Below are 22,338 nucleotides of genomic sequence, written 5' to 3'. Positions count from 1 at the left end.
ACATAACATCGTCGCCTCAGGTACTTACGGCACCACCGACCCAAGGGAGCGATCATGGGAAAGCTTGACGGCAAGGTAGCGGTCATCACTGGCGGCACCACCGGCATGGCGCTGGCAGGCGCGAAGCTGTTCGTCGACGAGGGAGCGCACGTTTTCATCACCGGCCGCCGCCAGGACGCCCTGGACGAGGCCGTGAAGCAGATCGGCCGCAACGTCACCGGCGTCCAGGGCGACGCCGCCGACCTGGACGACCTGGACCGCCTGTACGACACGGTCAAGCGGGAGAAGGGCGGCCTCGACGTGCTATGGGCCAGCGCCGGCGGGGGCGAGCCCGCCCTGCTCGGCGAGATCACCGAGGCCCAGTTCGACACCTGGTTCGGGCTCAACGCCCGGGGCACCCTGTTCACCGTCCAGAAGGCCCTGCCGCTCTTCAACGACGGCGGCTCCATCCTCATGACCGGCTCCAACGCCTCCCTCGGCGCCTTCCCCGGCTGGAGCGTCTACGCCGGCAGCAAGGCCGTCCAGCAGGCCTGGGCCCGCGTCTGGCTCAACGAACTGCGCGACCGCAAGATCCGGGTCAACGTCCTGACCCCCGGCCAGGTCGCCACCGCCAAGCAGGAAGAACTCTTCGACGAGGCCACCAAGCGCCAGTTCGAGTCCCTCATCCCCCGCGGCCAGATGGGCCGACCCGACGAAATCGCCACCGTCGCCCTCTTCCTCGCCTCCGACGACTCCAGCTATGTCAACGGCATGGAACTCGTCGCCGACGGCGGCACCACCGCCATCTGAATCGAACAACCACAACCAGGGCAGGACATCTCATGAGCAACATCAGCATCATCGGTACCGGGAACATGGCCCGCACCATCGGCGCGCGGGCGTTAGCGGGCGGCAACACCGTCGAGGTCATGGGACGCGATCAGTCCAAGGCCGCTGACCTAGCCAAGGCTCTCGGCGGCGGCACCACGACGGGAGAATGGGGCACCGCCCCGGCCGGGGACATCGTCATCGTGGCCCTGTTGTACGACGGTGTCGTGCCGGCCGTCACCCAGTACGGAGACGCTCTCGCCGGCAAGGTCATCGTCGACATCAGCAACCCCTTCAACGCCACGTTCGACGGACTGGCCCACAGCGAGGAAACCTCGATCGCGCAGGAAGTCGCCAAGGCGGCCCCGGCCAGCGCCAGCGTGGTGAAGGCGTTCAACACCATCTTCCGTCATGTCCTGGAGAAGGGTCGGCCCGACGTCTTCATCGCCGGCGACAATGCGCAGGCCAAGGCAAGTGTGGAGGCGTTCATCGAGAGCCTCGGGCTGCGCCCGCTGGACGTCGGCGGCCTGAAAATGGCGCACTGGCTGGAAGGAGCGGGCGTGGTCACGGTGGGCCTCGCCAACCACGGGGTGGGAAACTTGGACTTCGCCCTCAGCATCACCGAACTTCCCGGCTGAACAGACGGGAACCGGTGCCGGCATGGTGGGCGGGGTGGCATCAGTGGTTCGATCTCGGCCCACAACTCGTCCGAGACGATCCACGGCGGCTGCTCACCCCTCCTCACGTCCGGACAGAACGATCCTCGCAACCGTCGGACACGCCCAACGTCATTCTGCTAGGAGTTCTAAGGCGCGTATGTCATCGACGTGCGAGTCCGCCCAGGTAGCTGGTCGTCGAGCTACGAACCGTCCTCGAACCATCAACGACCGTCCCGCAGCAGCACCCGGGGAAGCAACCGTTAGGTGCCGACGCTGGGCCTCCAGGCTTGACACCCCGCGTGGCGAGGTGTTGCCCCACACGGCTAGAGACGACGGAACGCCCCACCACCCGGGCTGACCGGATAGCGGGGCGCTGGTCGCGGCTCCGGCGGTTACGACCGCCGGGCTACCTCACCGACGAACGCCCGCCAAGCGGCCGGCCCGAACGTCAGGGTCCCGCCATCCCGGTCCTTGGTGTCCCGAACCAGCACCCGGCCCGGAAGGTTGTCGGCAACCTCCACGCAGTTGCCCTGGTTGGTGCCGCTGCGGCTGCTCTTGTGCCAGTTCGGCTCAGTCATGGTTGTTGACCGCCTTCATGATCAGGTCTTGCGACAAGCTTACCGGCAGGGCCAGACCGCGGACGATCTCCCACGATCGCTCCAGTTCGTCCACGTCCGCCCCGTCGGTCACCGAACGTCCTCGAAGCTGGTCGTCAAGATAGACGGCCCGGCCCCGTGCCGGAAGGGTCGCCAGCACGAACGCTCCCTGGAGGCCAGGATGGAGGCCAGCGGCCCGGGGCACAACCAGGATCTGCACCTGCGGCCGGCGACTCACCTCGATCAGATGCTCTAGCTGCTCCTTCATGACGTCGACAGGCCCATAGCTGAGGGCAACCTCACAGATGAGCGCAGACAGCATCGGAGGGTTGGGCCGGTCGATCGTCGCGGCCTGTCGTTCACGCCGCACCTGCGTTGTCCGGTCGATCACCTCCCCGGGCAGCCTCCCGCTGGCCAGCAGCGCCCGGGTGTACGCCTCGGTCTGGAGTAGTCCGGGAATCAGGCTGTGTTCGAAGCAGCGCAACATGGTTGCCCGCTGCTCGTGCTCCGTCCACGGGCGCAGCCAGGTGGGCCGGGCATCCTCCCGCGCCTCCCTGGCTGCACGCTGGATCTGGTCTCCGGTCTTGAAATGTTCGTCAAGGCGTTCGGCGGTGTCCGGCTGAGGGATCATCCGGCCCTGCTCGAACGCCGCGATCGACGCTCCGCTCAGGCCAACGGCCGCCCCCACCTGATCCCGGGTTCGCTTCGCCCGTGTTCGCTGTGTCCTGAGGATCTCGCGTAGGTCATTCACTTAATCCACCCGACTCCAGATCAACTAGTCGATATCCTCCGATACTCTCGCTCGCTTATCTTCCGCTCCAGGCGGCTTTCAGTCCAGGGTGGAGGGCAGACGAAGAGACTGAGAGGTGACCCAATGACGCAGGGAAGGCGGCCCCACCGACGAGACTGGCGGCGACTGTGGCGCTATTGCCGATGCGGTCACCGCTGGGTCTGCCCAGACTCACTCAACCGGATACCGCTGCCATTCGGCCCCCCGCTGCGACCGATGACCGAGGCGGAGTACCGGGCCGGCATGGAGGCGTTCTCGCCCAAGGTAACCCGCTCGGCTCCGATCGGACCGCCGCCGGCCAATGTGCACTGGACACGACAGGGCAGGGACGGCAGAGACGACCCGATCTGGAACTCGCCGTCCGGACGGCACCAGATCGGCCGGGCCGGCGCGCTGACCCCCGCCCAGATCCATCGGGGCCGCTACGGAGAGCGGTCACACCGTGCCGAGCGAGCCGGCCCGATCTAGCCGTGATCGGGCCGCAGGAGCGCTGGTACCGGCACATGCGGCGGCTCGCCCAGCGGCGCTACCCGACCGGCAGACACACTCCGGCCCAGTCGTATGACTGCGAGACCTGTCGGGACCCCTGGCCCTGCGCGCCCGCCCGGCTGGCCCTGCTGATCGGCTTCAAGGGCAACCGGGTCGGACTGATGATGTATCTCGGCGTACACCTCACCCGGGCGCTGCAAGCCATGCCCGACACCCACCCCGCGCTGATCGCCGGACAGATCCTCTACTGGGTGCCCCGGCGCCGCCAATGACCTGCCTCGTCACCCGACCGGCCTGCCTCGGTCCGCCGCCTTCCCCTCGGCGTTCCGGGGCGGGCCTTTGTCCGGGCGAGTCTCCGAACTACATCGACCTCGCGGCGAGGGCGGCGGCGAGGGCGGAACGCATCTCGGACACCGGGGCGGACACCCCGGTGAACTGCTCGAACTGCCCGATCGCCTGGGCCAGCAGCAGGTCGAGGCCGGAGACGATCCGGCAGCCGGCCGCCGCCGCAGCGGCGGCGAGCGGGGTCGGCCACGGGTCGTAGACGACGTCGAAGAAGACCGTCTCGGGCCGCCAGGACCGGGCCGCCGCCGTGAAACCGTCGGCGGCGCCCTTCGGCACGGTGGAGATCACCAGATCCGCGCCGTCCCGCTCGGCCGGCGCCGCCCAGTCCGCGATCTCGAACCGCAGCCCGAGCGTGTCGGCCAGCCGGGCCAGTTCCACACCGGCGGCGGGCCGGCGTACCCGGCAGGTGACCCGGCGGGCGGCCAGGTGGTCGGCGGCGGCGAGCGCGGCCCGGGCGGTACCGCCGGCACCGAGCAACACCACCTCGGCACCGGCCGGCACACCGGCGCCGGTCAGCACGTCGACCATCCCCGGTACGTCCGTGTTGTCGGCGGCCCAGGAGCCGTCCGGTCGGCGTACCAGAGTGTTGGCGGCGCCGATCGCGGCGGCGACCGGCGAGACCTCGCCGGCCACCGCGAGCGCCGCCTCCTTCAGCGGCATGGTCAGGGAGAGCCCCGCCCACTCCGGGCCGAGCCCGGCCACCAGGTCGGGCAGTTCGGCCTCGGCACACTCGATCGCACCGTAGGACCACCCGGTCAACCCGGCCGCCGCGTAACCGGCGTTGTGGATCACCGGGGAGAGCGAGTGGGCGATCGGCTTGCCCAGCACCGCCGCCCGGCGCTCGTGCGTCACCTCGCCGTCACCTCAGAGCACGCCGTTCTCTCGGGCCTTCTGGATGTTCCGCTCGTGTTGCTCGTTCGTCTCCGCGAACGCCGAGTGGCCTTCCTTGTCGATCGCCACGAAGAACAGCCACTTGCCCGGCGGCGGGTTCATCGCCCCCTCCAGGGCCTGCTGGCCCGGACTGTTGATCGGCCCGGGGGGCAGACCGGCCTTGCCGTGCATCCGGTACGGGTTCTTCGAGTCGAAGAGTTCCGCGTCCGTCATGTCCCCGGACCGCTTTGTCTTCTTGCCGGTCAGCTCCCAGTAGTAGTTGACCCCGACGTCGAACTCCAGGCAGCCGGTCAGGCCGTCGCCGTTCTTGCAGTAGTGGTCGCCGCTGTAGATCCGGTTGTACGCCACCCGGGCGACCTTGCCGAGGTCGTCGGCGTTGCCCGCCTCGGCCTGGGCCAGCGACGCCACGATCAGCGCCTCGTACGGGCTGATCTCGCGCTCCTTCTGCACCCGGTCGACGAAGTCGATCTCCTCGGCGACCGACATGAAGCGCTGCACCATCAGCTTGAGGATCGCCTCGGCGGTGGCGTTCGGCGGTAGCTCGTAGGTGTCGGGAAAGAGAAAGCCCTCGATCGACTTGCGTACCGACTGCTTGTCGTCGCGGTTGAACCAGAAGTCGGCGATGCCAAGCCCCTTCAGGTCCTTGGCGGCGGTCTCGAAGTCCTTGACCGGAAGTTTCGTCTCGGCCGCCAGCGCCTTGAAGATCTGCTTGGCGGTCGCGCCCTCCCTGACCAGGAAGCCGTTGACCAGCTTGTTCTTCGGGTCGAGCAGCAGGCCCAGCGCCGCCTTCGCGTTCATCTCCTTGCGGATCTTGTAAACACCCGGCTGGATGTTCTGGCTCCGCGAGTTCTCCTGGGCCGCCTCGATGAACGCCTTGGTGCTCTTGACGACGCCGGCCGCGACCAGCGTGTTGGCGATCTCGGCGATGCTCTGGCCCTGTTCGACCTGGACCTGGACCTCACCGCTGCCGCTGCCGTCGTAGTCCGGGGTGACGAAGTATCCCTGCACCCGGTCGAAGCCGTACCAGCCGGCACCGCCCAGGACGCCGAGCAGCACGAACGTCATCAGCAGTGCCGCGACGGTACGCCCCCGCCCGCCACGCTTCTTCTTGCCGTTGCGTTTGCGCTGCGCGCCGCGGCGGTGTCGTCCCTTCTCCGCACGCTCGTCGAACGCGAGCTCCAACTCGTCGATCATTCCGTCCGCCTCCGCTGCCTGTCTAGCCAGCTCTGCAGAATCTCCACCGCGGCCGCCTGATCGACCACCGCCCGTTGACGTCGTCCTCGGACGCCCCGCTCGGCTAGCCTACGAGAAGCCACGACGGTCGACATCCTTTCATCCACCAGATCGACCGGCACCGGCGCGATCGCCGCGGCCAGCCGCCGGGCGTACGCCTTCGCCTGGGTCGCCGCCGGTCCGTGCCCCCCGGCGAGTGTCACCGGCAGACCGACCACCACCGTGACCACCTCGTGGAGTTCGACGAGCCGCGCGATTTCTGAGATATCGGCGGGAATCGCCTCAATACCGGTCTTCAGGTCCCGGGCCAGCGTGACCAGCGGAGTCGCCAGGATGCCGTCCGGGTCGGAGAGCGCCACGCCCACGCGCACCTGGCCGACGTCCACGCCGAGCCGCACGCCACGAGGAAGAGCCGTCATCGTGCCGCGCCAGGGGAAGGTCGGTTCATCGTGTTACGCACCGGAAAACTGGATCATCCGTATCCTGTCGGCCGGCTCCGGGCAGATCCGCCCGAACCGGCGGGCCGTCGTGGCTGAAGATCCAATCACAACGGCCCGCCGGGGAGCAACCAGAGCCCGAACTCACGCCTCGGCGAGTGCCTTCTCGACCGCCGCCAGCAGGCTCGGCGCCTCACCGGCCGGCAGGCCGCCGCCCTGGGCCAGGTCGGCGTTGCCACCGCCCCGGCCGGAGAGCGCACCCTTGACCAGGGCCGCCGCCGAGACGTCCCGATCCTTGGCCGCGCCGTTCACCGCGACCACCAGCGACGCCTTGCCGTTCGCCCGGGCCGCCACCGCGACCACCGCCGGACGGGCCGGGTCGATCTTGCCCCGGATCTCCTGGGCGAGGGTACGCACGTCGTTCCCGGCCGCGCCCTCCGGCGCCTCGGTGCCGACGAAGGCCACCCCACGGACGTCCCGGGCCGCCGCGGCGAGCGCCGCCGCACCGCCGAGCACCAACTGGGCGCGCAGCTTCTCCAGCTCCCGCTCGGCGTCCCGCAGTTGGGCGACCGTCTGCTCGACCCGGTCGGCGACCTGGTCACCCGGGATCCGGTAGAGCTCGGCCAGCCGGGAGACCAGCAGGTGCTCCTTGGCCAGGAACTGGAACGCGTCCAGCCCGACCAGCGCCTCGACCCGGCGTACCCCGGAGCCGATCGAGGACTCGGAGAGGATCTTCACCAGGCCGAGCTGGGCCGACCGGGCCACGTGGGTACCGCCGCACAGCTCCCGGGCGTACTCGCCGACCTCGACGACCCGCACCTCGTCGCCGTACTTCTCGCCGAACAGCGCCATCGCGCCCAGCCGGCGGGCCTCCTCCTGCGAGGTGATGAAGGCGTGCACCTCCAGGTCGGCCAGCAGCACCTCGTTGACCTGCTGTTCGACGTCGTGCAGCACGCTCGGCGCCACCCCGGTCGGGGTGTTGAAGTCGAACCGCAGCCGGCCCGGTGCGTTCAGCGAACCGGCCTGGGTGGCCGACTCGCCGAGGAAGTTGCGCATCGTCTGGTGCACCAGGTGGGTGGCGGTGTGCGACCGGGAGATCGCCCGCCGGCGTACCACGTCGATCTCGGCGAGCCCGGCCTCGCCGGTGCGTACCTCGCCGCGGACCACCCGGGCCCGGTGCACGATCAGCCCCGGGATCGGCTGCTGCACGTCGAGCACCTCGACCTGACCTGCGCCGACGGTGATCAGGCCGACGTCCGGCTGCTGGCCACCGCCCTCGGCGTAGAACGGGGTCGCGTCCAGCACCAGCTCGATCGTGTCGCCCTCACCGGCCACCTCGACCGGCGTGCCGCCGGTGCCGAGCAGCGCCCGCACCGACGACTCCCGGGACACCTCGGTGTAGCCGGTGAACTGCACCGGCCCGCCGGAGTCGAGCACCGAGCGGTACGCCGACAGGTCCACGTGCCCGGTCTTGCGGGCCTGCGCGTCGGCCTTGGCCCGGGCCCGCTGATCGGCCATCAGCCGGCGGAACCCGTCCTGGTCCACCGACAGGCCCTGCTCGGCGGCGATCTCCAGGGTCAGGTCGATCGGGAAGCCGTACGTGTCGTGCAACTGGAACGCCTTGTCCCCGGAGAGCTTCGCACCACCCGCCGAACGGGTCTCCGCGATCGCGGTGTCCAGGATCGTCGTACCGGCCCGCAGGGTGGAGAGGAACGCATCCTCCTCGGCGTACGCGTACGACGAGATCCGGTCGAACTCGGTCGCCAGCTCCGGGTAGGACGGGGACATGCAGTCCCGGGCCACCGGCAGCAGCTCGGGCAGCGCCCGGTCCTGCCAGCCGAGCAGCCGCATCGCCCGGATCGCCCGGCGCATGATCCGGCGCAGCACGTAGCCGCGGCCCTCGTTGGCCGGGGTCACCCCGTCGCCGATCAGCATCAGCGCGGTCCGCACGTGGTCGGCGACCACCCGCAGCCGTACGTCGTCCGGGTGCGACTCGCTCGCCGCGTGCCCGGAGTGCGCGCCGTACCGCCGGCCGGTCAGCTCGGCCGCCCGGTCCAGGATCGGCCGCACCTCGTCGATCTCGTAGAGGTTGTCGACACCCTGCAGGATCGCGGCCATCCGCTCCAGGCCCATGCCGGTGTCGATGTTCTTCGCCGGCAGGTCACCGAGGATCGGGAAGTTCTCCTTGTCGGTGCCCGGCCCCCGCTCGAACTGCATGAAGACCAGGTTCCAGAACTCCAGGTAGCGGTCCTCGTCGACCGCCGGCCCGCCCTCGGCGCCGTACGCCGGGCCCCGGTCGTAGTAGATCTCCGAACACGGGCCGCACGGCCCCGGGATCCCCATCGACCAGAAGTTGTCCGCCTTGCCCCGCCGGACGATCCGCTCCGCCGGCACGCCGATCCCGCGCCACAGCGCCTCGGCCTCGTCGTCGTCCAGGTAGACCGTCGGCCAGATCCGCTCCGGGTCCAGCCCGAAACCGCCGTCGGCGACCGGCTTGGTGACCAGCTCCCAGGCGAGCGAGATCGCAGCCTCTTTGAAGTAGTCACCGAACGAGAAGTTCCCGTTCATCTGGAAGAACGTGCCGTGCCGGCTGGTCTTGCCGACCTCGTCGATGTCCGGGGTACGGATGCACTTCTGCACCGACACCGCCCGGCGGAACGGCGGCGTCTGCTGACCGAGGAAGTACGGCACGAACTGGACCATGCCGGCGTTGACGAAGAGCAGGTTCGGGTCGTCGATCGCCGGCAGCGGAGCGGACGGCACCACCGTGTGCCCGTTGGCCTCGAAGTGCGCCAGGTAGCGCCGCTTGACTTCCGCCGTTTTCATCTGGTGCCTTCCTCCGGAAACAACTCACGGTCGCCGATCCTGGGGTCCTCGCGCAGCTCCTCGAACTGGTCGTCGAACGCGACACCCTCGGCGAACGCCTGGTGGATCTGCTGCTCACGCTCGGCCATGCCGTCCCGAACGTCGTCCGCGAAGTCCCGTAGGGACTGCACCAGACCACCGGCCGACTCCGCCACCGAATTCGCGATGCCACCCGGCGTGTACGCCTGGGCGGTGCGGGTCAGCTTGCGGACGACCAGCGCGCCGACGGCCAGCCCGATGCCCAACCAGAGCAGTCGTTTCATGGCCTCATCCTTCCTCCGCACCGGCCCGGCGCCCGCGCCGGGATGCCGCCCGGCGCTGCTGCTTGATGGTGGTACGGACCTCGCGCTCCTGTTCGGCGTGCCGTCGGGCGGCGGCGGCCCTGCGCACGCCGTACCCGAACGCGGCCACCTTGACCAGCGGGTTCGCCGCGGCGGCCGAGACCACGGTGCTCAGGTTGGCGATGTTGGCGGTGACGTTCTGGGCGTGACCGGTCATCGTGTCGATCTTGGCGAGCTGGATGTTCACCCCGTCCAGTGAGGTGTGCACCTGGCCCAGTGCGGTGTTCACGTTCTCCACCGTGACGTTCATGTTGGCGAGCAGCGGCGCCGTGCGGTCGTTGATGTCGTTGATCGCCTGGGTCGCCGCGTCCACCGTGTTGCCCAGCCGCCATATCGGCCTGACCAGCACCAACACCAGCATCAGGAACGCCCCGGCCGCGACGAGCGCGGCGATCTGGCCGATCTCTCCAGCGTCCACCCGTGTCCTCCTCTATGCACCGTCTCGGAAATCGCGCGCGACGCGTCTCACCCGGACGTCCGGCGCCGTGTCACGACGGTTACCCGGAATGCCCTTCGGAGTACCAACCCCGAACCCTACCGTCGGTGACGACCACCGGCCTCACGACGGGGTCGGTGTGGGCGCCAGCCCGCCGAGCGGATCGTCGGTGAAGAGCGGATCGGGGTCCACTCCGGTCAGCGACGGGTCGGTGCTGGGCTGCGGGCCGATCCGCTCGTCCGCGATCGCGTTGCGGACCTTGATCGATACGAGCGCACCCTCGCAGTTCACGCCCTCCGGCCCGGTCGCGGCGGGCGACGGGGCCGCACCCGGGGCGGTGAACGCCGGGTCGGGGCAGGCCGGCTGCCGTACCCACATGTCGAGGGTCAACTCGTCCCGCCGCCAGCAGGTGTAGTGCCCGTTGACCGGCTGTTCCGGGCAGAGCACCACCTTCCACGGTCGCCACCCCTCGCGGGTCAGGGCGGCCTCGTAGGCCTGCGCCGTCTCCTCCCACTTCCGGTCCGACTCGACGGTCCGCTCCCGGAAGCGGCACTCGATGAAACACCACCGGCTGCCGCTCACCCCGTCGACCGTGTCGGTGGCGGCCCAGGCGGGCACCGCCAGCGCGTCGAGGGAGTTGAAGACCGGATCCCGGGTCGCGGCCCGGACACCGAAATACGTCGGGAGCGCACCGAGCACCAGCAGGCTGGCCAGCAGCAGGGCGATCGTCTTCAGCCGCCGCTGTTCGCGGAGCTGGCGTCGTAGCTCCGCCCGGGCACCCCGGGCCGGTTCCGCCACCGGCTGCGCCGGATCGGACCGGTCCGGTCCGCCGTCGGGGTGCAGGCCGGCGGTGGCCGGCGGCATGCCGGAACGCATCGCCGCATCCGGACGGGGCGGGCCATCGGGGCGGGCGGCGCCGTCCGGACGTACCGGCGGGCGGGTCGGGGCGTCGGGCCGGACCGGCGGGTCGGGCCGGACGGCCTCGTCCCGGCGCGGACCGTCCAGCCGCGCCGGAGCCGGACGGGGCGTGGCCGCCCGGCCAGCCTCGGCCGGCGTGGGGCGGGCGGGCGTACCGGCGCCCGGATCCCGGGTCGGCCCGGCCTGCGGTGCGGAACCGGGTCCGGGATGGACCGGCACGGCCGGCCCCCGGGCGGACGCCCGAGCGGGGCCGCCTGGCGCCACGGCAGGGCCGGAGCGCCCCGGTACCCCGCCGTCGAAGGCGGCACCGCCCGGTCGACCGGCCGCGCCGCCGTCGACGGGCGCACCGGCACGACCGGCGGTCGGGCGGCCGGCGGGACCGTCGCCGCGGCCCGGTCCCGGTGCCGGCGGGCCGCTCCGGTCGGCCGGCTCGACGGCGTACCTGCCGCCCGGCGCACCGCGCCGCTCCGCCGGTTCGACCGGAGGTCGGCCGAGCCCGGCGGCCCGCGGCGACCCTGGCTCGCCAGCCGGTTCGACCAGTCGGGGGACACCGCCGCGCGTCGACGCTGCCCGGGGACCACCACCCGGCACCGGCGCAGCGCCGGCTCCGGACGGACTTCCGGGGGCGGGAAGATCACCGCGTGGTCCGGCGCCGGCCGGTGGTGCGACCGCGCCGTGCCGTCCCGGTACGACCGGTGGCGGCCCACCGTGCCGCCCGCCGCCACCCGTACCTTCGGCCCCGAACGGCGGACCGGAGGGGCCCGCGCCGGGGCGACCCCGGGCGACCCGGCCGCCGTCCCGGAGGTCCTCGGACGACGGCGTCCCGTGCCGGCCCGGTCCCGGCTGCCCGCCGTCGAAGCCGTCCGGCCCGGACGGTGGCCGGTTGGCCGCCCGGCCCGGCCCGCCCACCGAACCCGGCCCGCCCACCGAACCCGGCCCGGTGACCGGACCTGGTCCGCCGGCCGACCGGCTGCCCTGCTCCACCGGACCGCCGGGGACCGGCGGAGAACCGGGAGCCCCGGCTCCGGACGCCGGAGCCGGTGGCCCGTATCCGGCGGCCGGGGTGACCGGGCGTACCCCTCCCCGGCCGGCCTTGCGGATCCAGTCCGCCGGCCGCTCCGGATGGTCGGACGGGCGGGTCTCCCGCTCGCCGACGGCGTGTTCGCCACCCGGGGCGGACTGCGCCGCCACGCCGGGCGGTCCGCTGACCGCCGCATGTGCACCGGCGCCGGCCGAGTGTGCTCCACCGGCCGGGTGCGTCCCACCGCCTGCGGAATGCGCGCCGGAGTCTGCGGAGTGCGCCCCGCCGGAGGCGGCATGCGTACCGGGTCCCGGGGAGTAGCCGCCCGGGCCGGAAGGCGTACCGGTGCCGACGGCGTGGGCGCCGGAGGGCGTCGGGGCGGCACCGGGGCGGCGTGCGCCCAGGACCGGACCGCCGCGTCCCGGACCGCCCGGATCACGCTCGGGTGCACCCGGACGGCCCGGTGCGGGCGGAGCGGGCGGGACCGGTGGCGCGTTGCCGGTGGCCGGTACGACGAATTCCCCGCTGGGGGGCGCGGCCGCTGCCCCGAACCGCCCGCCGGGACCGGCCGGGCTGCCCGGACCGGTGAAGTCACCGGGCGCGGGGCCGGCCGACCGGCCGTGCCGGCCGTCGCCGGGTTCGGTCGGCGGCGCCCCCCGGCGTGCCGGGGACGACTCCTCGCCCCGGGCACCCGCTGCCCGCCGCCCCGCACCCGGTTCGACCGGGGCGGCGCCGTGCCGCGGCTGGTGACCGGCGGACGGTACCGGCTCACCCGGCCACGGTGTGGCCCCGGGCCGCACCGCAGGCTCGCCCCGGTCGCCGGCCGGGCGACGCTCCGGTGGCCCGGACCACGCCGTCGGGTGGACCGGCTCGGCCGCGCGACCCGGCCGACCGAGCGGTGGCGCCGGCACGACCGGCGGCACCACGGACGGCGTCGGCGGTACGGCCGGGGGCCTCGGCTCGGCGCGCGGCGGTTGGGGCCCGGCGCCCCGGGCGGGCTGGGCCGGATCCGGCGGCTCCGCTGCCCGCCGGGGCGGCGGTACCGGTGCTCCCGGCTCCGGCTCGTCGCCCCGACGGCGACCGGACCCGGCGATCGGATCCGCCGACGGCGCCCCGGGAGACGGCACCGATCCGGTGTCGTCCGGTCCCGCCTCCGGCAACCGCTCGTAGGCGGCGGGGACCCGGGCCGGCGGGTCGGCCGGGCTGGTGCCGTCGGCCGGACCGATGTCGGCCTTCTGCTCCTTGGCGGTACGCAGGTCGGTGATCCAGCCCAGCTCCTCGCCGCTGACCTCGGGCTCGGCGGGCGGAGCCTCCTCCGACCTGCCCCGGCCCCAGCGGCGTCCCTTGCCCCGTGGTTCCCGCCGCTCGTCGTGGCCGTCCTCGCCCCGGTCCGAACCGCGCGATCTCACTGGTGTTCCTCCCCCTCTGGTGTCCCGCCGCCATCTGCTGTCGCCGTGCCGCGCCCGGCATCCTCCGGCACCGTGCCGCGCCCGGCATCCTCGGGCGCCCTGGCCCGCACCGCGTCTTCCGGCGCCGCGCCGTTCACGGCATCTTCTGGCACCCTGCCCCGCACCGCGTCTTCCGGCGCCGCGCCGTTCACGGCATCTTCTGGCACCCTGCCCCGCACCGCATCTTCCGGCGCCGCGCCGTTCACGGCATCTTCTGGCACCCTGCCCCGCACCGCATCTTCCGGCGCCGCGACAGCCGGCTGACCTCGTCGGGCGCGGCTGCCGGGTACGACATCTGCGGGCATCCTGCCGTTCACGGTCTCCTCCGGTGCGCTGCCCGACGCTGCTGCCATCGGCCCCCCGCCGGGACCGCCCCCACCCCCGGCCTGCCCTCCGGCGCCCGCCGGCACCTCTTCGTCGGCGCCGGGCGGCCGTACGGCCTCGCGGGCCGGCGGCCGTACGCCGTCGGTGGGCGGCGGTGTGGGCTGTCCCCGGACGATCCGGCGCAGCAGTGGCAGCCGGGTGCCGACGGCACGCTCCGCACCGTGTCCACTCGGCCGGTAGTAGTCCACCCCGACGAGGTCGTCCGGGGCGTACTGCTGGGTGACCACCCCCCGGTGGTCGTCGTGCGGATAGCGGTAACCGGTGCCGTGCCCCAGCCCGCGCGCCCCGGGATAATGGGCGTCACGCAGCGCCCGGGGCACCGAACCGCCCCGACCGGCCCGTACGTCGCCGATCGCCGCGCCGATCGCCGTGGTCGCCGAGTTGGACTTCGGTGCGGTGGCCATGTGGATCACGGCCTGGGCGAGGTTGAGCTGCGCCTCGGGCAGGCCGACGTACTCCACGGCGTGCGCGGCGGCGGTGGCCACGCTCAGCGCGGTGGGGTCGGCCATCCCGACGTCCTCACTCGCGAAGATCACGATCCGCCGGGCGATGAACCGGGCATCCTCGCCGGCCACCAGCATCCGGGCCAGCCAGTGCAGGGCGGCGTCCACATCGGAGCCCCGCATGCTCTTGATGAACGCGCTCACCACGTCGTAGTGGGCGTCGCCGTCCCGGTCGTAACGCACCGCCGCCACGTCGACGGCCTGCTCGGCGGTGGCCAGGTTGATGACGGTCTCGCCCAGCGCCGTGGCCGAGCCGGCCGCCGCCTCCAGCGCGGTGAGCGCCTTGCGCACGTCTCCGCCGGCGAGCCGAACCAGGTGCTCCTCGGCATCGGGGGCGAGGGTGAGCGCGCCGGCCAGCCCGCGCTGGTCGGCGACGGCGCGGCGGAGCAGACCCCGTACCGCGTCGTCGTCCAGCGGTTGCAGAGTGAGCAGTACGCACCGGGACAGCAGCGGCGAGATGACCGAGAAGTACGGGTTCTCCGTGGTCGCCGCCAGCAGGGTGACCGTACGGTCCTCGACCGCGGCCAGCAGGGAGTCCTGCTGCGTCTTGCTGAACCGGTGCACCTCGTCGATGAAGAGTACCGTCGGGCGCCCGCCGGCCCGCCGCTCACGACGGGCGGTCTCGATCACCGCTCGGACGTCCTTGACCCCCGCGGAGAGCGCCGACATCGCCACGAAGCGCCGCTCGGTGGCGTGGGCCACCAGGTGGGCGATGGTGGTCTTGCCGCTGCCCGGCGGCCCCCAGAGGATCACCGACATCGGTGACGTACCCGTCACGAGCTGTCGCAGCGGCGCGCCGGGCGCGAGCAGATGATCCTGTCCGACCAGCTCGTCCAGGCTGGCCGGACGCATCCGGACCGGCAGCGGCGAATCGGCGGAGGGTACGGTGAAGCCGTCGGCGGCGGTCCCGGCCGGCGCGGGGCGCCCACCGGCGGGATCGACAAGAGAGAATAGGCCGTCGGACTCCATCAGGAAGACATTACCGGCCCGGTTTCCGGTGCCGGAAATGCACCGATAACCGGGCCGGTCGTGATTCCGACGGACATCAGCCCCGACCTGGCCGGCGGCCCCGGTACCAGCGTCCGCCACCACCGCCTCCCGCGGTACGCGGGCCACGGCCCACTCCGGCGAGATACAGGGCGAGGCAGAGCAGCCCGATCAGCACCAGGGTGGAGAAGTTGAACAGGTCGGGCGCGCCCAGGTCCTCCTCGAACAGGTCCAGCAGCAGCGCGAGGGCGAAAACTCCGGCGGCGATGTAGGCGAGCATGCGTTCCTCCCGGCGGGGGTCCCAGTAGGTCGGCCAGGATGTACCCGACGGCGCCGCCGGCCAATCCACGGCACCGGCCGGCTCTACGCGTGGCGCGGCTGCACCGGCCTCCCGTCCGGACCTCGGTGACGGTCGGTCAGGCGACCGGCTCCGGCTCGGCCGGCGCTGGTCGGGCCGGAGGGGCCCCGCGGCGGGTCGCCCACCAGGCGGGCAGGTAGAGCGGTGCGGCGGCGGCCAGTACGACCCCGCCGACCACCATCGCCGTGCTCACCGAGGTCGCCGCGGCCAGGGAGGTGAGCACGACGCCGCCGAGCGCGCCGGCCGGCTGGGCCACCATCGAGTTCAGTGAGATGACACTGTTCCGGTACGGGCCGTCGACCTGCCGGTGCAGCAGTCCGGAGTGCAGCGGGTTGGACGCGCCGTGCACGGCGTAACAGAGCAGGTAGGCCGCGATGATCCCGACCGGCCCGGCGAGTAGTCCCATCGCGACAACCGTGGCCCCCTGGAGGATCCGGAGCAGCCCGGCGCTGAGCGGCACGCCCAGCCACCGGCTCGCGTACGCGATCAGCGCCGCGCCGCCCGCCGAGGCGAGCCAGGCCACCGAGGCGGCCGGTCCGAGCAGCGCCGCCGCCCGGTCCGGGTCGCCCAGCACCTCGGCGAGCCGGACCGGTAGCAGCGCCTCGAAGGTGACCATCCCGAAGCCCCAGAACAACTCCACCGCGATCAGCGCGAGCACGATCCGGGAGCGGCGGACCAGTCCGAGTGCGCCGCCGATCACGCCCGGTACCGCCCGGAGCGAGGTGCGCAGCGCGGCGACACCGGCGGCCGGGCGCACCTCCACCAGCAGCAGGAGCAGGGCGACCAGGCCGACGACCTCCAGGGCGATCGACGCCAGCACCGGCAGGGTGAGCGCGCTGACTCCGCCGAGCGGACCGAGCGCGACGAGGCCACCGCTGAGCAGCGCGCCGGCGCCGATGCAGACACCGAGGACGACTCCGCCGGCACTGAGTCCCCGCTCGATCGGCGCCTCCGGATCGGCGGCCAGGGCGGCGTCGACGTACCAGGACTCGAGCGGACCGCTGTCCAGGGCCCGGAAGATCCCCAGGAGTACGAAGGCGAGGAGGAACAGCACGAAGGAGTCGGCCACCAGCAGGAGCAGCAGCGATCCGAGGTTGACCAGCCCGGCCGCGACCAGCAGGGGTTTGCGGCCCAGTGCGTCGGCGAGCCCGGCGGTCGGCAGCTCCAGCACGAGCACCACCAGTCCCTGCGCCGCGGCGACGACCCCGACCTGCGGCAGGCTGAGCCCGCGTTCCAGCAGCAGCAGCACGAGCACGGGAATCAGCAGGCCGACCGGCAGCCAGCGCAGCCCGTGCAGGATCAGGTAACGCCGCCGGACCTGCCGGCCGGTCAGTGCGGTCACGACTACTCCCCCTTCTCGGCGATGCCCCCGGCCAGGGGAACCGCTCCTCGTACCGGAAAGCTGTGCAGGTAGAGCAGGACCTGCTCGGTGCCGTCACCGGGCTCGGGCAGGTTCGCGCCGTCGACCGTCGGCACGGCGTGCCGGTAGCGGTCGACCACCGCGAGCAGTTCCTTGTTGAGCTGCCGCAACTGCGGCGGGGTCAGCCGGAGCAGCACGTCGGAGAAGCTCGCCGCGTCACGCCACTCGGCCGGGTAGTCGCGCTGCTCGGTGATCCAGCGCTCGGTCAGGTCGGCGTGCAGCCGTACCGCGTTCCGGTGCAGCCAGTCGGCTGCGGCCAGCGCGTCCGGGTCACCGGCGAAGTCCTCCCGGCGCCAACTGCTGAACTGGTGCACCGCCCGCCACCAGCGCTGCCGTCCGGTCCCCCGGTCCGGCTCCTCCACCACCAACCCCGCGTCGGCGAGCTGCCGCAGGTGGTAGCTGGTGGCGCCGGTGTTGGTGCCGAGCGCCTGGGCCAGCCCGGTCGCCGTGGCCGGACCGTCCGAGCGGAGCGCGATCAGCAGCCGGGCGCGCAGCGGATGGGCCAGGACCCGGATCTGGGTGCTGTCCAGCGTCACCACCGAGGGCGACTGCTCGGCAGGACGTGACGGCTCAGGTTCCATGGATGCACAATAACTGTGCACAGATTCTATGCACAATAGTTGTGCATAGAATCTGTGCATGAGATCGGCACTCCGGCCGGGGCCGGCAGGCAGCGCAGGGATCAGGTGGGCGGCGAACAGCCGCGGAGGTTCAACGGGCCGGCGCGGTGGGCGGAGCCGGAGGCCGGACAGGCGTACCGGCCGGATCCGTGGACCCGGCCGGTACGCCGTCAGCAGGCACCGTCCCCGCCTCCCGTCGGGAGGGCATCATCGCGCGCCGGTCAGCCGCCCGGGAACGAGTTCGGGTCGACCTCGCTGGTCCGCGCGTTGCCACCCGCGACCGGGGTCAGCGTGATCGTCCAGATCGTGTACTGGCTGGAGGTGGTGGTGAACTTGAAGGTGTCCTCGAACCGCTGGAAGTTGCAGTTCCGGCTGAACGCCTTGGCCCGGCCGTCCCAGTCCTTGCCACCGGTCATGTAGATCCGGTAGGTGCCGTCCTTGATCGAGGAGACGGTGTGCTTGCCCTTGGCCCGGACGTAGACGCTGACCGTCGGGGTCTTGGCGCTGCCCAGCACCAGGTTGATGACCGCGTCACTGCTGCCGCCATTTTCGATCTTGAGCTGCCCCTGGCCGCTGCGCACCCGCTTGATGTACGCACCGTTGCCCAGCCGCCGGTTGCTGTCCGCCGTCTTCTTCGGTACGAACGTGCCGACCTGGTACGGCTGCGCCGGGTCCGCCGCCGCCAGCGCCTGCTGCGCGGTGCGTACGTCCTCGGCGGCCGGGTCCCGGCTGAGCCGGGCCAGCGCCGACGCACCGAGGCAGACCTCACCGGCCCCGGCGGCGGAGCCGGCCTCGGTGATCGAGTCGACCATGCCCTCCAGCCCGCGCAGCAGGTCGGCGTGCGCCGCCGAGGCGTTCTGCGGCGGCACCACGTTGGACAGCGCGGAGATCTGCTGGTCGAGTGCCCGCCCGATGGTGCCGGCGGCGGTACCCACCGCCTTGGGGTTCCTGGCCGCACCGAGCTGGGTGAAGCCCGGCGCCACCGCCTTGTCGACCTCGGCCAGCAGCGCCTGGTATTCCTGGGCGCTGATCGGCGCGGCGCTCGGCGAGGGCTCCCCGCCCTGGCCGGCGGTCCTGGTCGAGGGCGAGCCCCCGGAGTCCCGGTTGCCGGCCCAGATCAGCAGCGGCACCGCCAACGCGACCAGCAGGACCACGGCAACGGCAGCGCCGACGATGGCGATTATCTTGCCGCGCCCGGACTTGGCGGGCGGTGGCGGCGGGAACGCACCAAACTGTGGCGGCCCACCGAACTGTGGCGGCCCACCGAACTGCGGCGGCCCACCGAACTGCGGCGGCCCGGGGGGCCCGGCACCGAACGGGGTGGTCGGCGGACCCGAGACCGGCGGCGGCGCACCGAACGGCGTGGTCGGCGGACCCGAGACCGGCGGGGTGCCGTAGGCAGCGGTCGGCGGCGCCGAGACCGGAGGGCCGGCACCGAACGGGGCGGTCGGCGGGGCCGAGACCGGCGGCGGCGCACCGAACGGCGCGGTCGGCGGACCCGAGACCGGCGGGGTGCCGTAGGCAGCGGTCGGCGGCGCCGAGACCGGAGGGCCGGCACCGAACGGGGCGGTCGGCGGGGCCGACGTCACCGGTGGGACCGGACCGGGCGTGCCGAAGGGGGCGGCTCCGAAGCTCGCGGGGACCGCACCGCCTCCGCCCGGCACGATCCGGATCTGGACGTACGCGTCCCGGGGCGGGCCGCCGGGCACACTCGCCGGTCCGATGCCGGGCAGCCGCAGCACGGTGCCGTCACCGAGCCCGGCCGGAATTCGCAATGGGATGCTCTGACCCGACCAGGGCAGGATGACGGTCTTGACGACCTCGGATCCCGCCTCGCTCGGGTCTAAGTCGATGATCAGATCAGGGTTGGGCGCCATGGACCGAGTATGAGCATCCGAAGCAAGTCGATTGCCGCCCACCCCCGACGCTCCCGGATCACCGCCCCGCAACCGTGCAGCCGATGCCTCCCGGGACCCGGCGCAACGTCCCGGGAGGCATCGCCTCGGATATCTCGGAAGGACCTCGGATGCCCCGGGCCCGCCGCATCAGCTCGACGTCGGTGGCCACGCCTCCGCCGGCCGCTGCTCTCAGGACGGCTCGACCGGGGCGGCGACTCCGGCGGTACCGCCGTGCGACGGTGCCGCCGGCTTCGGCTTGGCGTCGATGCCCGCCTCGGCGCGCTGCTGCGCGGTGATCGGGGTCGGTGCGCTGGTCAGCGGATCGAACCCGCCCCGGGTCTTCGGGAAGGCGATCACCTCGCGGATCGAGTCGGCCCCGGCCAGCAGCATGCAGACCCGGTCCCAGCCGAACGCGATGCCGCCGTGCGGCGGCGGCCCGTACTTGAACGCCTCCAGCAGGAAGCCGAACTTGTCGGCCGCGTCCTCCGGGCTGATCCCGAGCAGGTCGAAGACCCGACGCTGTACGTCGGCCCGGTGGATACGGATCGAACCGCCGCCAATCTCGTTACCGTTGCAGACGATGTCGTACGCGTACGCCAGTGCCCGGTCCGGCGCCTCCTCGAACCGGTCCACCCAGTCGGCGTTCGGCGAGGTGAACGGGTGGTGCACGGCGGTCCAGCCACCCTCGTCGGTCCGCTCGAACATCGGCGCGTCGACCACCCAGCAGAACGCCCAGGCGCTCTCGTCGACCAGGCCGGCCCGCCTGGCGATCTCGATCCGGGCCGCGCCGAGCAGCTCCTGCGCCTCGCGCCGCTGCGCGCTCGCGGCGAAGAAGACCGCGTCGCCCGGCTTCGCCCCGACCGCGTCGGCCAGCCCGGCCAGGTGCTCGGCCGACAGGTTCTTGGCCACCGGCCCCCGGGCCTCGCCGGACTCGGCGTCGAGCACCACGTACGCCAGGCCGCGGGCGCCGCGTGCCTTCGCCCAGTCCTGCCAGCCGTCGAGTTCCTTGCGGCTCTGCCCGGCGCCGCCCGGCATCACCACCGCGCCGACATAGCCACCGGCGTCGATCGCCCCGGCGAAGACCCGGAATTCGGTGCCGCGCAGGTAGTCGGTCAACTCGGTCAGCTCGACCCCGTAGCGCAGGTCGGGCTTGTCGGAGCCGTACCGGTCCATGGCGTCGTGCCAGGTGATCCGGGGAATCGGCCGGCTGATCTCGTGCCCGGCCAGCTCCCGCCAGAGCGTGGCGACGATCTCCTCACCGAGGTCGATCACGTCGTCCTCGGTGACGAACGACATCTCGATGTCGAGCTGGGTGAACTCCGGCTGCCGGTCGGCCCGGAAGTCCTCGTCCCGGTAGCAGCGGGCGATCTGGTAATACCGCTCCATCCCGCCGACCATCAGCAGTTGCTTGAAGAGCTGCGGGGACTGCGGCAGGGCGTACCAGGTGCCGGGCTGGAGGCGTACCGGCACCAGGAAGTCGCGGGCCCCCTCCGGCGTCGACCGGGTCAGAGTCGGCGTCTCGATCTCCAGAAAGTCGCGGGAGTGCAGCACACCCCGGGCGAGCTGGTTGGCCGCCGAGCGCAGCCGCATCGCCCGGGCCGGGCCGCTGCGCCGCAGGTCGAGGTAGCGGTATTTGAGGCGTACGTCGTCGCCCGCCTCCACCTGGTCGTCCACCGGCAGCGGCAGCGGGGCCGCCTCGGAGAGGATCTCCAGCCGGTCGACCGTCACCTCGATCTCGCCGGTGGCCAGTTCGGGGTTGTCGTTGCCCTCGGGGCGGCGGGTCACCTCGCCGGTGACCCGGACACAGAACTCGTTGCGCAGCGCGTGCGCCGAATCCATCCCCTCGCGGAAGACCACCTGCACGACGCCGGAGGCGTCCCGCAGGTCGACGAAGATGACTCCGCCGTGGTCCCGCCGGCGGGCGACCCAGCCGGCGAGGGTCACCGTGCGGCCGGCGTCGCTCGCGCGCAGGGTGCCGGCATCATGGGTACGGATCACGACAGGTGTCTCCTCACGTCTGTCCGGGCGGTCCGGGCTGCTGCCCTGACATTCTGTCAGGACGGCCCGGACCGCCCGGCGCCCCACCCGCCCCGGTCCCCGCACACCGGCCGGGTACGCCCACCGGCCGTCCAGCGCGCTCCGCGGGTTCCCGTGGCGACCGGTCCCACCCACACCGACGTCCGGTTCGTACGTGCGTTCGAGCAGGGCTAGCATGACCGCATGACGTCCGGTGCCTACCAGCCCTCGATGCTGGATCTCGCCACCGGCGACGGGATCGCCGGGGACGGCGCCGCGCTCGGCCCGCTGGCCGGGGCACTCCGTCGGCACGAGCTGACCTCCAGCGCCTGGGTCGACCATCTGCCCGGCTGGGTCCGGGGCTCCGACGCCGTGCTGCGCACCCTGCTCGACGACGTCGACTGGCAGGCCGAGCGCCGCCGGATGTACGACGGGGTGGTCGACGTCCCCCGGCTGCTCCGCTGGTACGCCGGCGGCGAACCGCTCCCGCACCCGGTGCTCGGCACCGCCCGGTCACGGCTGAGCCGGCACTACGCCGCCGAGCTGGGCGAGCCGTTCGTCACCGCCGGGATGTGTCTCTACCGCGACGGGCGGGACAGCGTCGCCTGGCACGGTGACACCCACGGCCGCTCGGCCCGCGAGGACACCATGGTCGCGATCCTCTCCTTCGGCTCGCCCCGCGCGTTGCTGCTGCGCCCGCGCGGCGGCGGCGCGAGCCTGCGCTTCCCGCTCGGGCACGGCGACCTGATCGTGATGGGCGGCTCCTGCCAACGCACCTGGGAGCACGCCGTGCCGAAGACGTCCCGGCCGGTCGGTCCCCGGGTCAGCGTGCAGTTCCGGCCGGTCGGCGTGGCCTGAGGAGAGTCCGGCGGGGCC

At 72.6% G+C, this 22,338-nt stretch carries 19 protein-coding genes and 1 pseudogene; 5 read left to right on the top strand and 15 right to left on the bottom strand.

Annotated features, from left to right (window positions below; translation table 11 throughout):
- Positions 1-54 precede the first annotated feature (54 nt).
- Together R6Y94_RS19995 and R6Y94_RS19990 are read left to right on the top strand one after the other, a co-directional pair.
- A complete protein-coding gene (locus R6Y94_RS19995) occupies positions 55-789 on the top strand; it encodes an SDR family NAD(P)-dependent oxidoreductase (protein WP_318397390.1) in 735 nt (244 codons plus the stop codon).
- 32 nt (positions 790-821) lie between these two features.
- Positions 822-1,445, top strand: a complete 624-nt coding sequence (locus tag R6Y94_RS19990) for an NADPH-dependent F420 reductase (RefSeq protein WP_318397389.1) — start codon at positions 822-824, stop codon at positions 1,443-1,445.
- 413 nt (positions 1,446-1,858) lie between these two features.
- Here R6Y94_RS19990 and R6Y94_RS19985 read toward each other — a convergent pair whose 3' ends face one another.
- Positions 1,859-2,044 carry a DUF397 domain-containing protein gene (locus R6Y94_RS19985; RefSeq protein ID WP_318397388.1) on the bottom strand — a complete coding sequence of 62 codons (186 nt, stop codon included), beginning with the start codon at positions 2,042-2,044 and terminating at the stop codon, positions 1,859-1,861.
- Complete coding sequence (locus tag R6Y94_RS19980; protein WP_318397387.1) at positions 2,037-2,813, bottom strand: helix-turn-helix transcriptional regulator; 777 nt, start codon at positions 2,811-2,813, stop codon at positions 2,037-2,039. The genes R6Y94_RS19985 and R6Y94_RS19980 overlap by 8 nt, the downstream gene beginning before the upstream one ends.
- A 255-nt stretch (positions 2,814-3,068) precedes the next feature.
- Here R6Y94_RS19980 and R6Y94_RS19975 point away from each other — a divergent pair, with 255 nt between their 5' ends.
- Positions 3,069-3,320, top strand: a complete 252-nt coding sequence (locus tag R6Y94_RS19975) for a hypothetical protein (protein ID WP_318397386.1) — start codon at positions 3,069-3,071, stop codon at positions 3,318-3,320.
- Between the two features lie 2 nt (positions 3,321-3,322).
- Positions 3,323-3,613: a hypothetical protein gene (locus tag R6Y94_RS19970; RefSeq protein ID WP_318397385.1), complete on the top strand. Its 291-nt coding sequence runs from the start codon at positions 3,323-3,325 to the stop codon at positions 3,611-3,613.
- Between the two features lie 88 nt (positions 3,614-3,701).
- On the opposite strand, the gene R6Y94_RS19965 is transcribed toward R6Y94_RS19970, so the two are convergent.
- From R6Y94_RS19965 to aspS, 13 genes and pseudogenes are all read right to left on the bottom strand, one after another.
- On the bottom strand, positions 3,702-4,538 hold the full coding sequence (locus tag R6Y94_RS19965) for a shikimate dehydrogenase (protein ID WP_318397384.1): 837 nt from the start codon (positions 4,536-4,538) through the stop codon (positions 3,702-3,704).
- Between the two features lie 12 nt (positions 4,539-4,550).
- The gene (gene mltG, locus R6Y94_RS19960; RefSeq protein WP_318397383.1) at positions 4,551-5,771 is read right to left on the bottom strand and encodes an endolytic transglycosylase MltG; all 1,221 of its coding nucleotides are present in this window, start codon (positions 5,769-5,771) and stop codon (positions 4,551-4,553) included.
- Positions 5,768-6,229, bottom strand: a complete 462-nt coding sequence (ruvX, locus tag R6Y94_RS19955) for a Holliday junction resolvase RuvX (RefSeq protein WP_318397382.1) — start codon at positions 6,227-6,229, stop codon at positions 5,768-5,770. Before ruvX ends, mltG begins: the two co-directional genes overlap by 4 nt.
- A 162-nt stretch (positions 6,230-6,391) precedes the next feature.
- Positions 6,392-9,073, bottom strand: coding sequence for an alanine--tRNA ligase (gene alaS / locus R6Y94_RS19950; protein ID WP_318397381.1), 2,682 nt, complete (start codon positions 9,071-9,073; stop codon positions 6,392-6,394).
- Positions 9,070-9,375, bottom strand: a complete 306-nt coding sequence (locus R6Y94_RS19945; protein WP_318397380.1) for a hypothetical protein — start codon at positions 9,373-9,375, stop codon at positions 9,070-9,072. Before R6Y94_RS19945 ends, alaS begins: the two co-directional genes overlap by 4 nt.
- 4 nt (positions 9,376-9,379) lie before the next feature.
- Positions 9,380-9,871, bottom strand: a complete 492-nt coding sequence (locus tag R6Y94_RS19940) for a DUF948 domain-containing protein (protein ID WP_318397379.1) — start codon at positions 9,869-9,871, stop codon at positions 9,380-9,382.
- A gap of 141 nt (positions 9,872-10,012) precedes the next feature.
- Positions 10,013-10,765 carry a hypothetical protein gene (locus R6Y94_RS19935; protein WP_318397510.1) on the bottom strand — a complete coding sequence of 251 codons (753 nt, stop codon included), beginning with the start codon at positions 10,763-10,765 and terminating at the stop codon, positions 10,013-10,015.
- 2,897 nt (positions 10,766-13,662) lie between these two features.
- Positions 13,663-15,132, bottom strand: a pseudogene (locus R6Y94_RS19930) (replication-associated recombination protein A); the annotation flags it as partial.
- Positions 15,133-15,208: 76 nt separating this feature from the next.
- A complete protein-coding gene (locus R6Y94_RS19925) occupies positions 15,209-15,430 on the bottom strand; it encodes a hypothetical protein (protein ID WP_318397378.1) in 222 nt (73 codons plus the stop codon).
- Positions 15,431-15,566: 136 nt separating this feature from the next.
- On the bottom strand, positions 15,567-16,850 hold the full coding sequence (locus tag R6Y94_RS19920; RefSeq protein ID WP_318397377.1) for an MFS transporter: 1,284 nt from the start codon (positions 16,848-16,850) through the stop codon (positions 15,567-15,569).
- Positions 16,851-16,852: 2 nt separating this feature from the next.
- On the bottom strand, positions 16,853-17,509 hold the full coding sequence (locus R6Y94_RS19915; RefSeq protein ID WP_318397376.1) for a helix-turn-helix domain-containing protein: 657 nt from the start codon (positions 17,507-17,509) through the stop codon (positions 16,853-16,855).
- 260 nt (positions 17,510-17,769) lie between these two features.
- Positions 17,770-19,425, bottom strand: a complete 1,656-nt coding sequence (locus R6Y94_RS19910; protein WP_318397375.1) for a hypothetical protein — start codon at positions 19,423-19,425, stop codon at positions 17,770-17,772.
- Positions 19,426-19,635: 210 nt separating this feature from the next.
- Positions 19,636-21,444 carry an aspartate--tRNA ligase gene (aspS, locus tag R6Y94_RS19905; RefSeq protein WP_318397374.1) on the bottom strand — a complete coding sequence of 603 codons (1,809 nt, stop codon included), beginning with the start codon at positions 21,442-21,444 and terminating at the stop codon, positions 19,636-19,638.
- A 222-nt stretch (positions 21,445-21,666) separates the two neighbouring features.
- Between aspS and R6Y94_RS19900 the strand changes: the two genes are divergently transcribed.
- Positions 21,667-22,320, top strand: coding sequence for an alpha-ketoglutarate-dependent dioxygenase AlkB (locus R6Y94_RS19900; protein WP_318397373.1), 654 nt, complete (start codon positions 21,667-21,669; stop codon positions 22,318-22,320).
- The last annotated feature ends 18 nt before the right edge of the window (positions 22,321-22,338 follow it).

The sequence above is a fragment of the Plantactinospora sp. KLBMP9567 genome (assembly GCF_033446045.1).
GTDB lineage: Bacteria > Actinomycetota > Actinomycetes > Mycobacteriales > Micromonosporaceae > Plantactinospora.
Note: the sequence above shows the minus strand (reverse complement) of the source record. Positions and strands in the feature narration are given on the sequence as shown.

Bases quoted from the DNA above. Each gene is read 5' to 3' on its own strand.
- R6Y94_RS19935 (WP_318397510.1), bottom strand. From the start codon at position 10,765: ATGCGTTCCGGCATGCCGCCGGCCACCGCCGGCCTGCACCCCGACGGC.
- R6Y94_RS19915 (WP_318397376.1), bottom strand. From the start codon at position 17,509: ATGGAACCTGAGCCGTCACGTCCTGCCGAGCAGTCGCCCTCGGTGGTG.
- R6Y94_RS19910 (WP_318397375.1), bottom strand. From the start codon at position 19,425: ATGGCGCCCAACCCTGATCTGATCATCGACTTAGACCCGAGCGAGGCG.
- R6Y94_RS19925 (WP_318397378.1), bottom strand. From the start codon at position 15,430: ATGCTCGCCTACATCGCCGCCGGAGTTTTCGCCCTCGCGCTGCTGCTG.
- alaS (WP_318397381.1), bottom strand. From the start codon at position 9,073: ATGAAAACGGCGGAAGTCAAGCGGCGCTACCTGGCGCACTTCGAGGCC.
- R6Y94_RS19975 (WP_318397386.1), top strand. From the start codon at position 3,069: ATGACCGAGGCGGAGTACCGGGCCGGCATGGAGGCGTTCTCGCCCAAG.
- R6Y94_RS19990 (WP_318397389.1), top strand. From the start codon at position 822: ATGAGCAACATCAGCATCATCGGTACCGGGAACATGGCCCGCACCATC.
- R6Y94_RS19995 (WP_318397390.1), top strand. From the start codon at position 55: ATGGGAAAGCTTGACGGCAAGGTAGCGGTCATCACTGGCGGCACCACC.
- mltG (WP_318397383.1), bottom strand. From the start codon at position 5,771: ATGATCGACGAGTTGGAGCTCGCGTTCGACGAGCGTGCGGAGAAGGGA.
- R6Y94_RS19900 (WP_318397373.1), top strand. From the start codon at position 21,667: ATGACGTCCGGTGCCTACCAGCCCTCGATGCTGGATCTCGCCACCGGC.
- R6Y94_RS19985 (WP_318397388.1), bottom strand. From the start codon at position 2,044: ATGACTGAGCCGAACTGGCACAAGAGCAGCCGCAGCGGCACCAACCAG.
- R6Y94_RS19945 (WP_318397380.1), bottom strand. From the start codon at position 9,375: ATGAAACGACTGCTCTGGTTGGGCATCGGGCTGGCCGTCGGCGCGCTG.
- ruvX (WP_318397382.1), bottom strand. From the start codon at position 6,229: ATGACGGCTCTTCCTCGTGGCGTGCGGCTCGGCGTGGACGTCGGCCAG.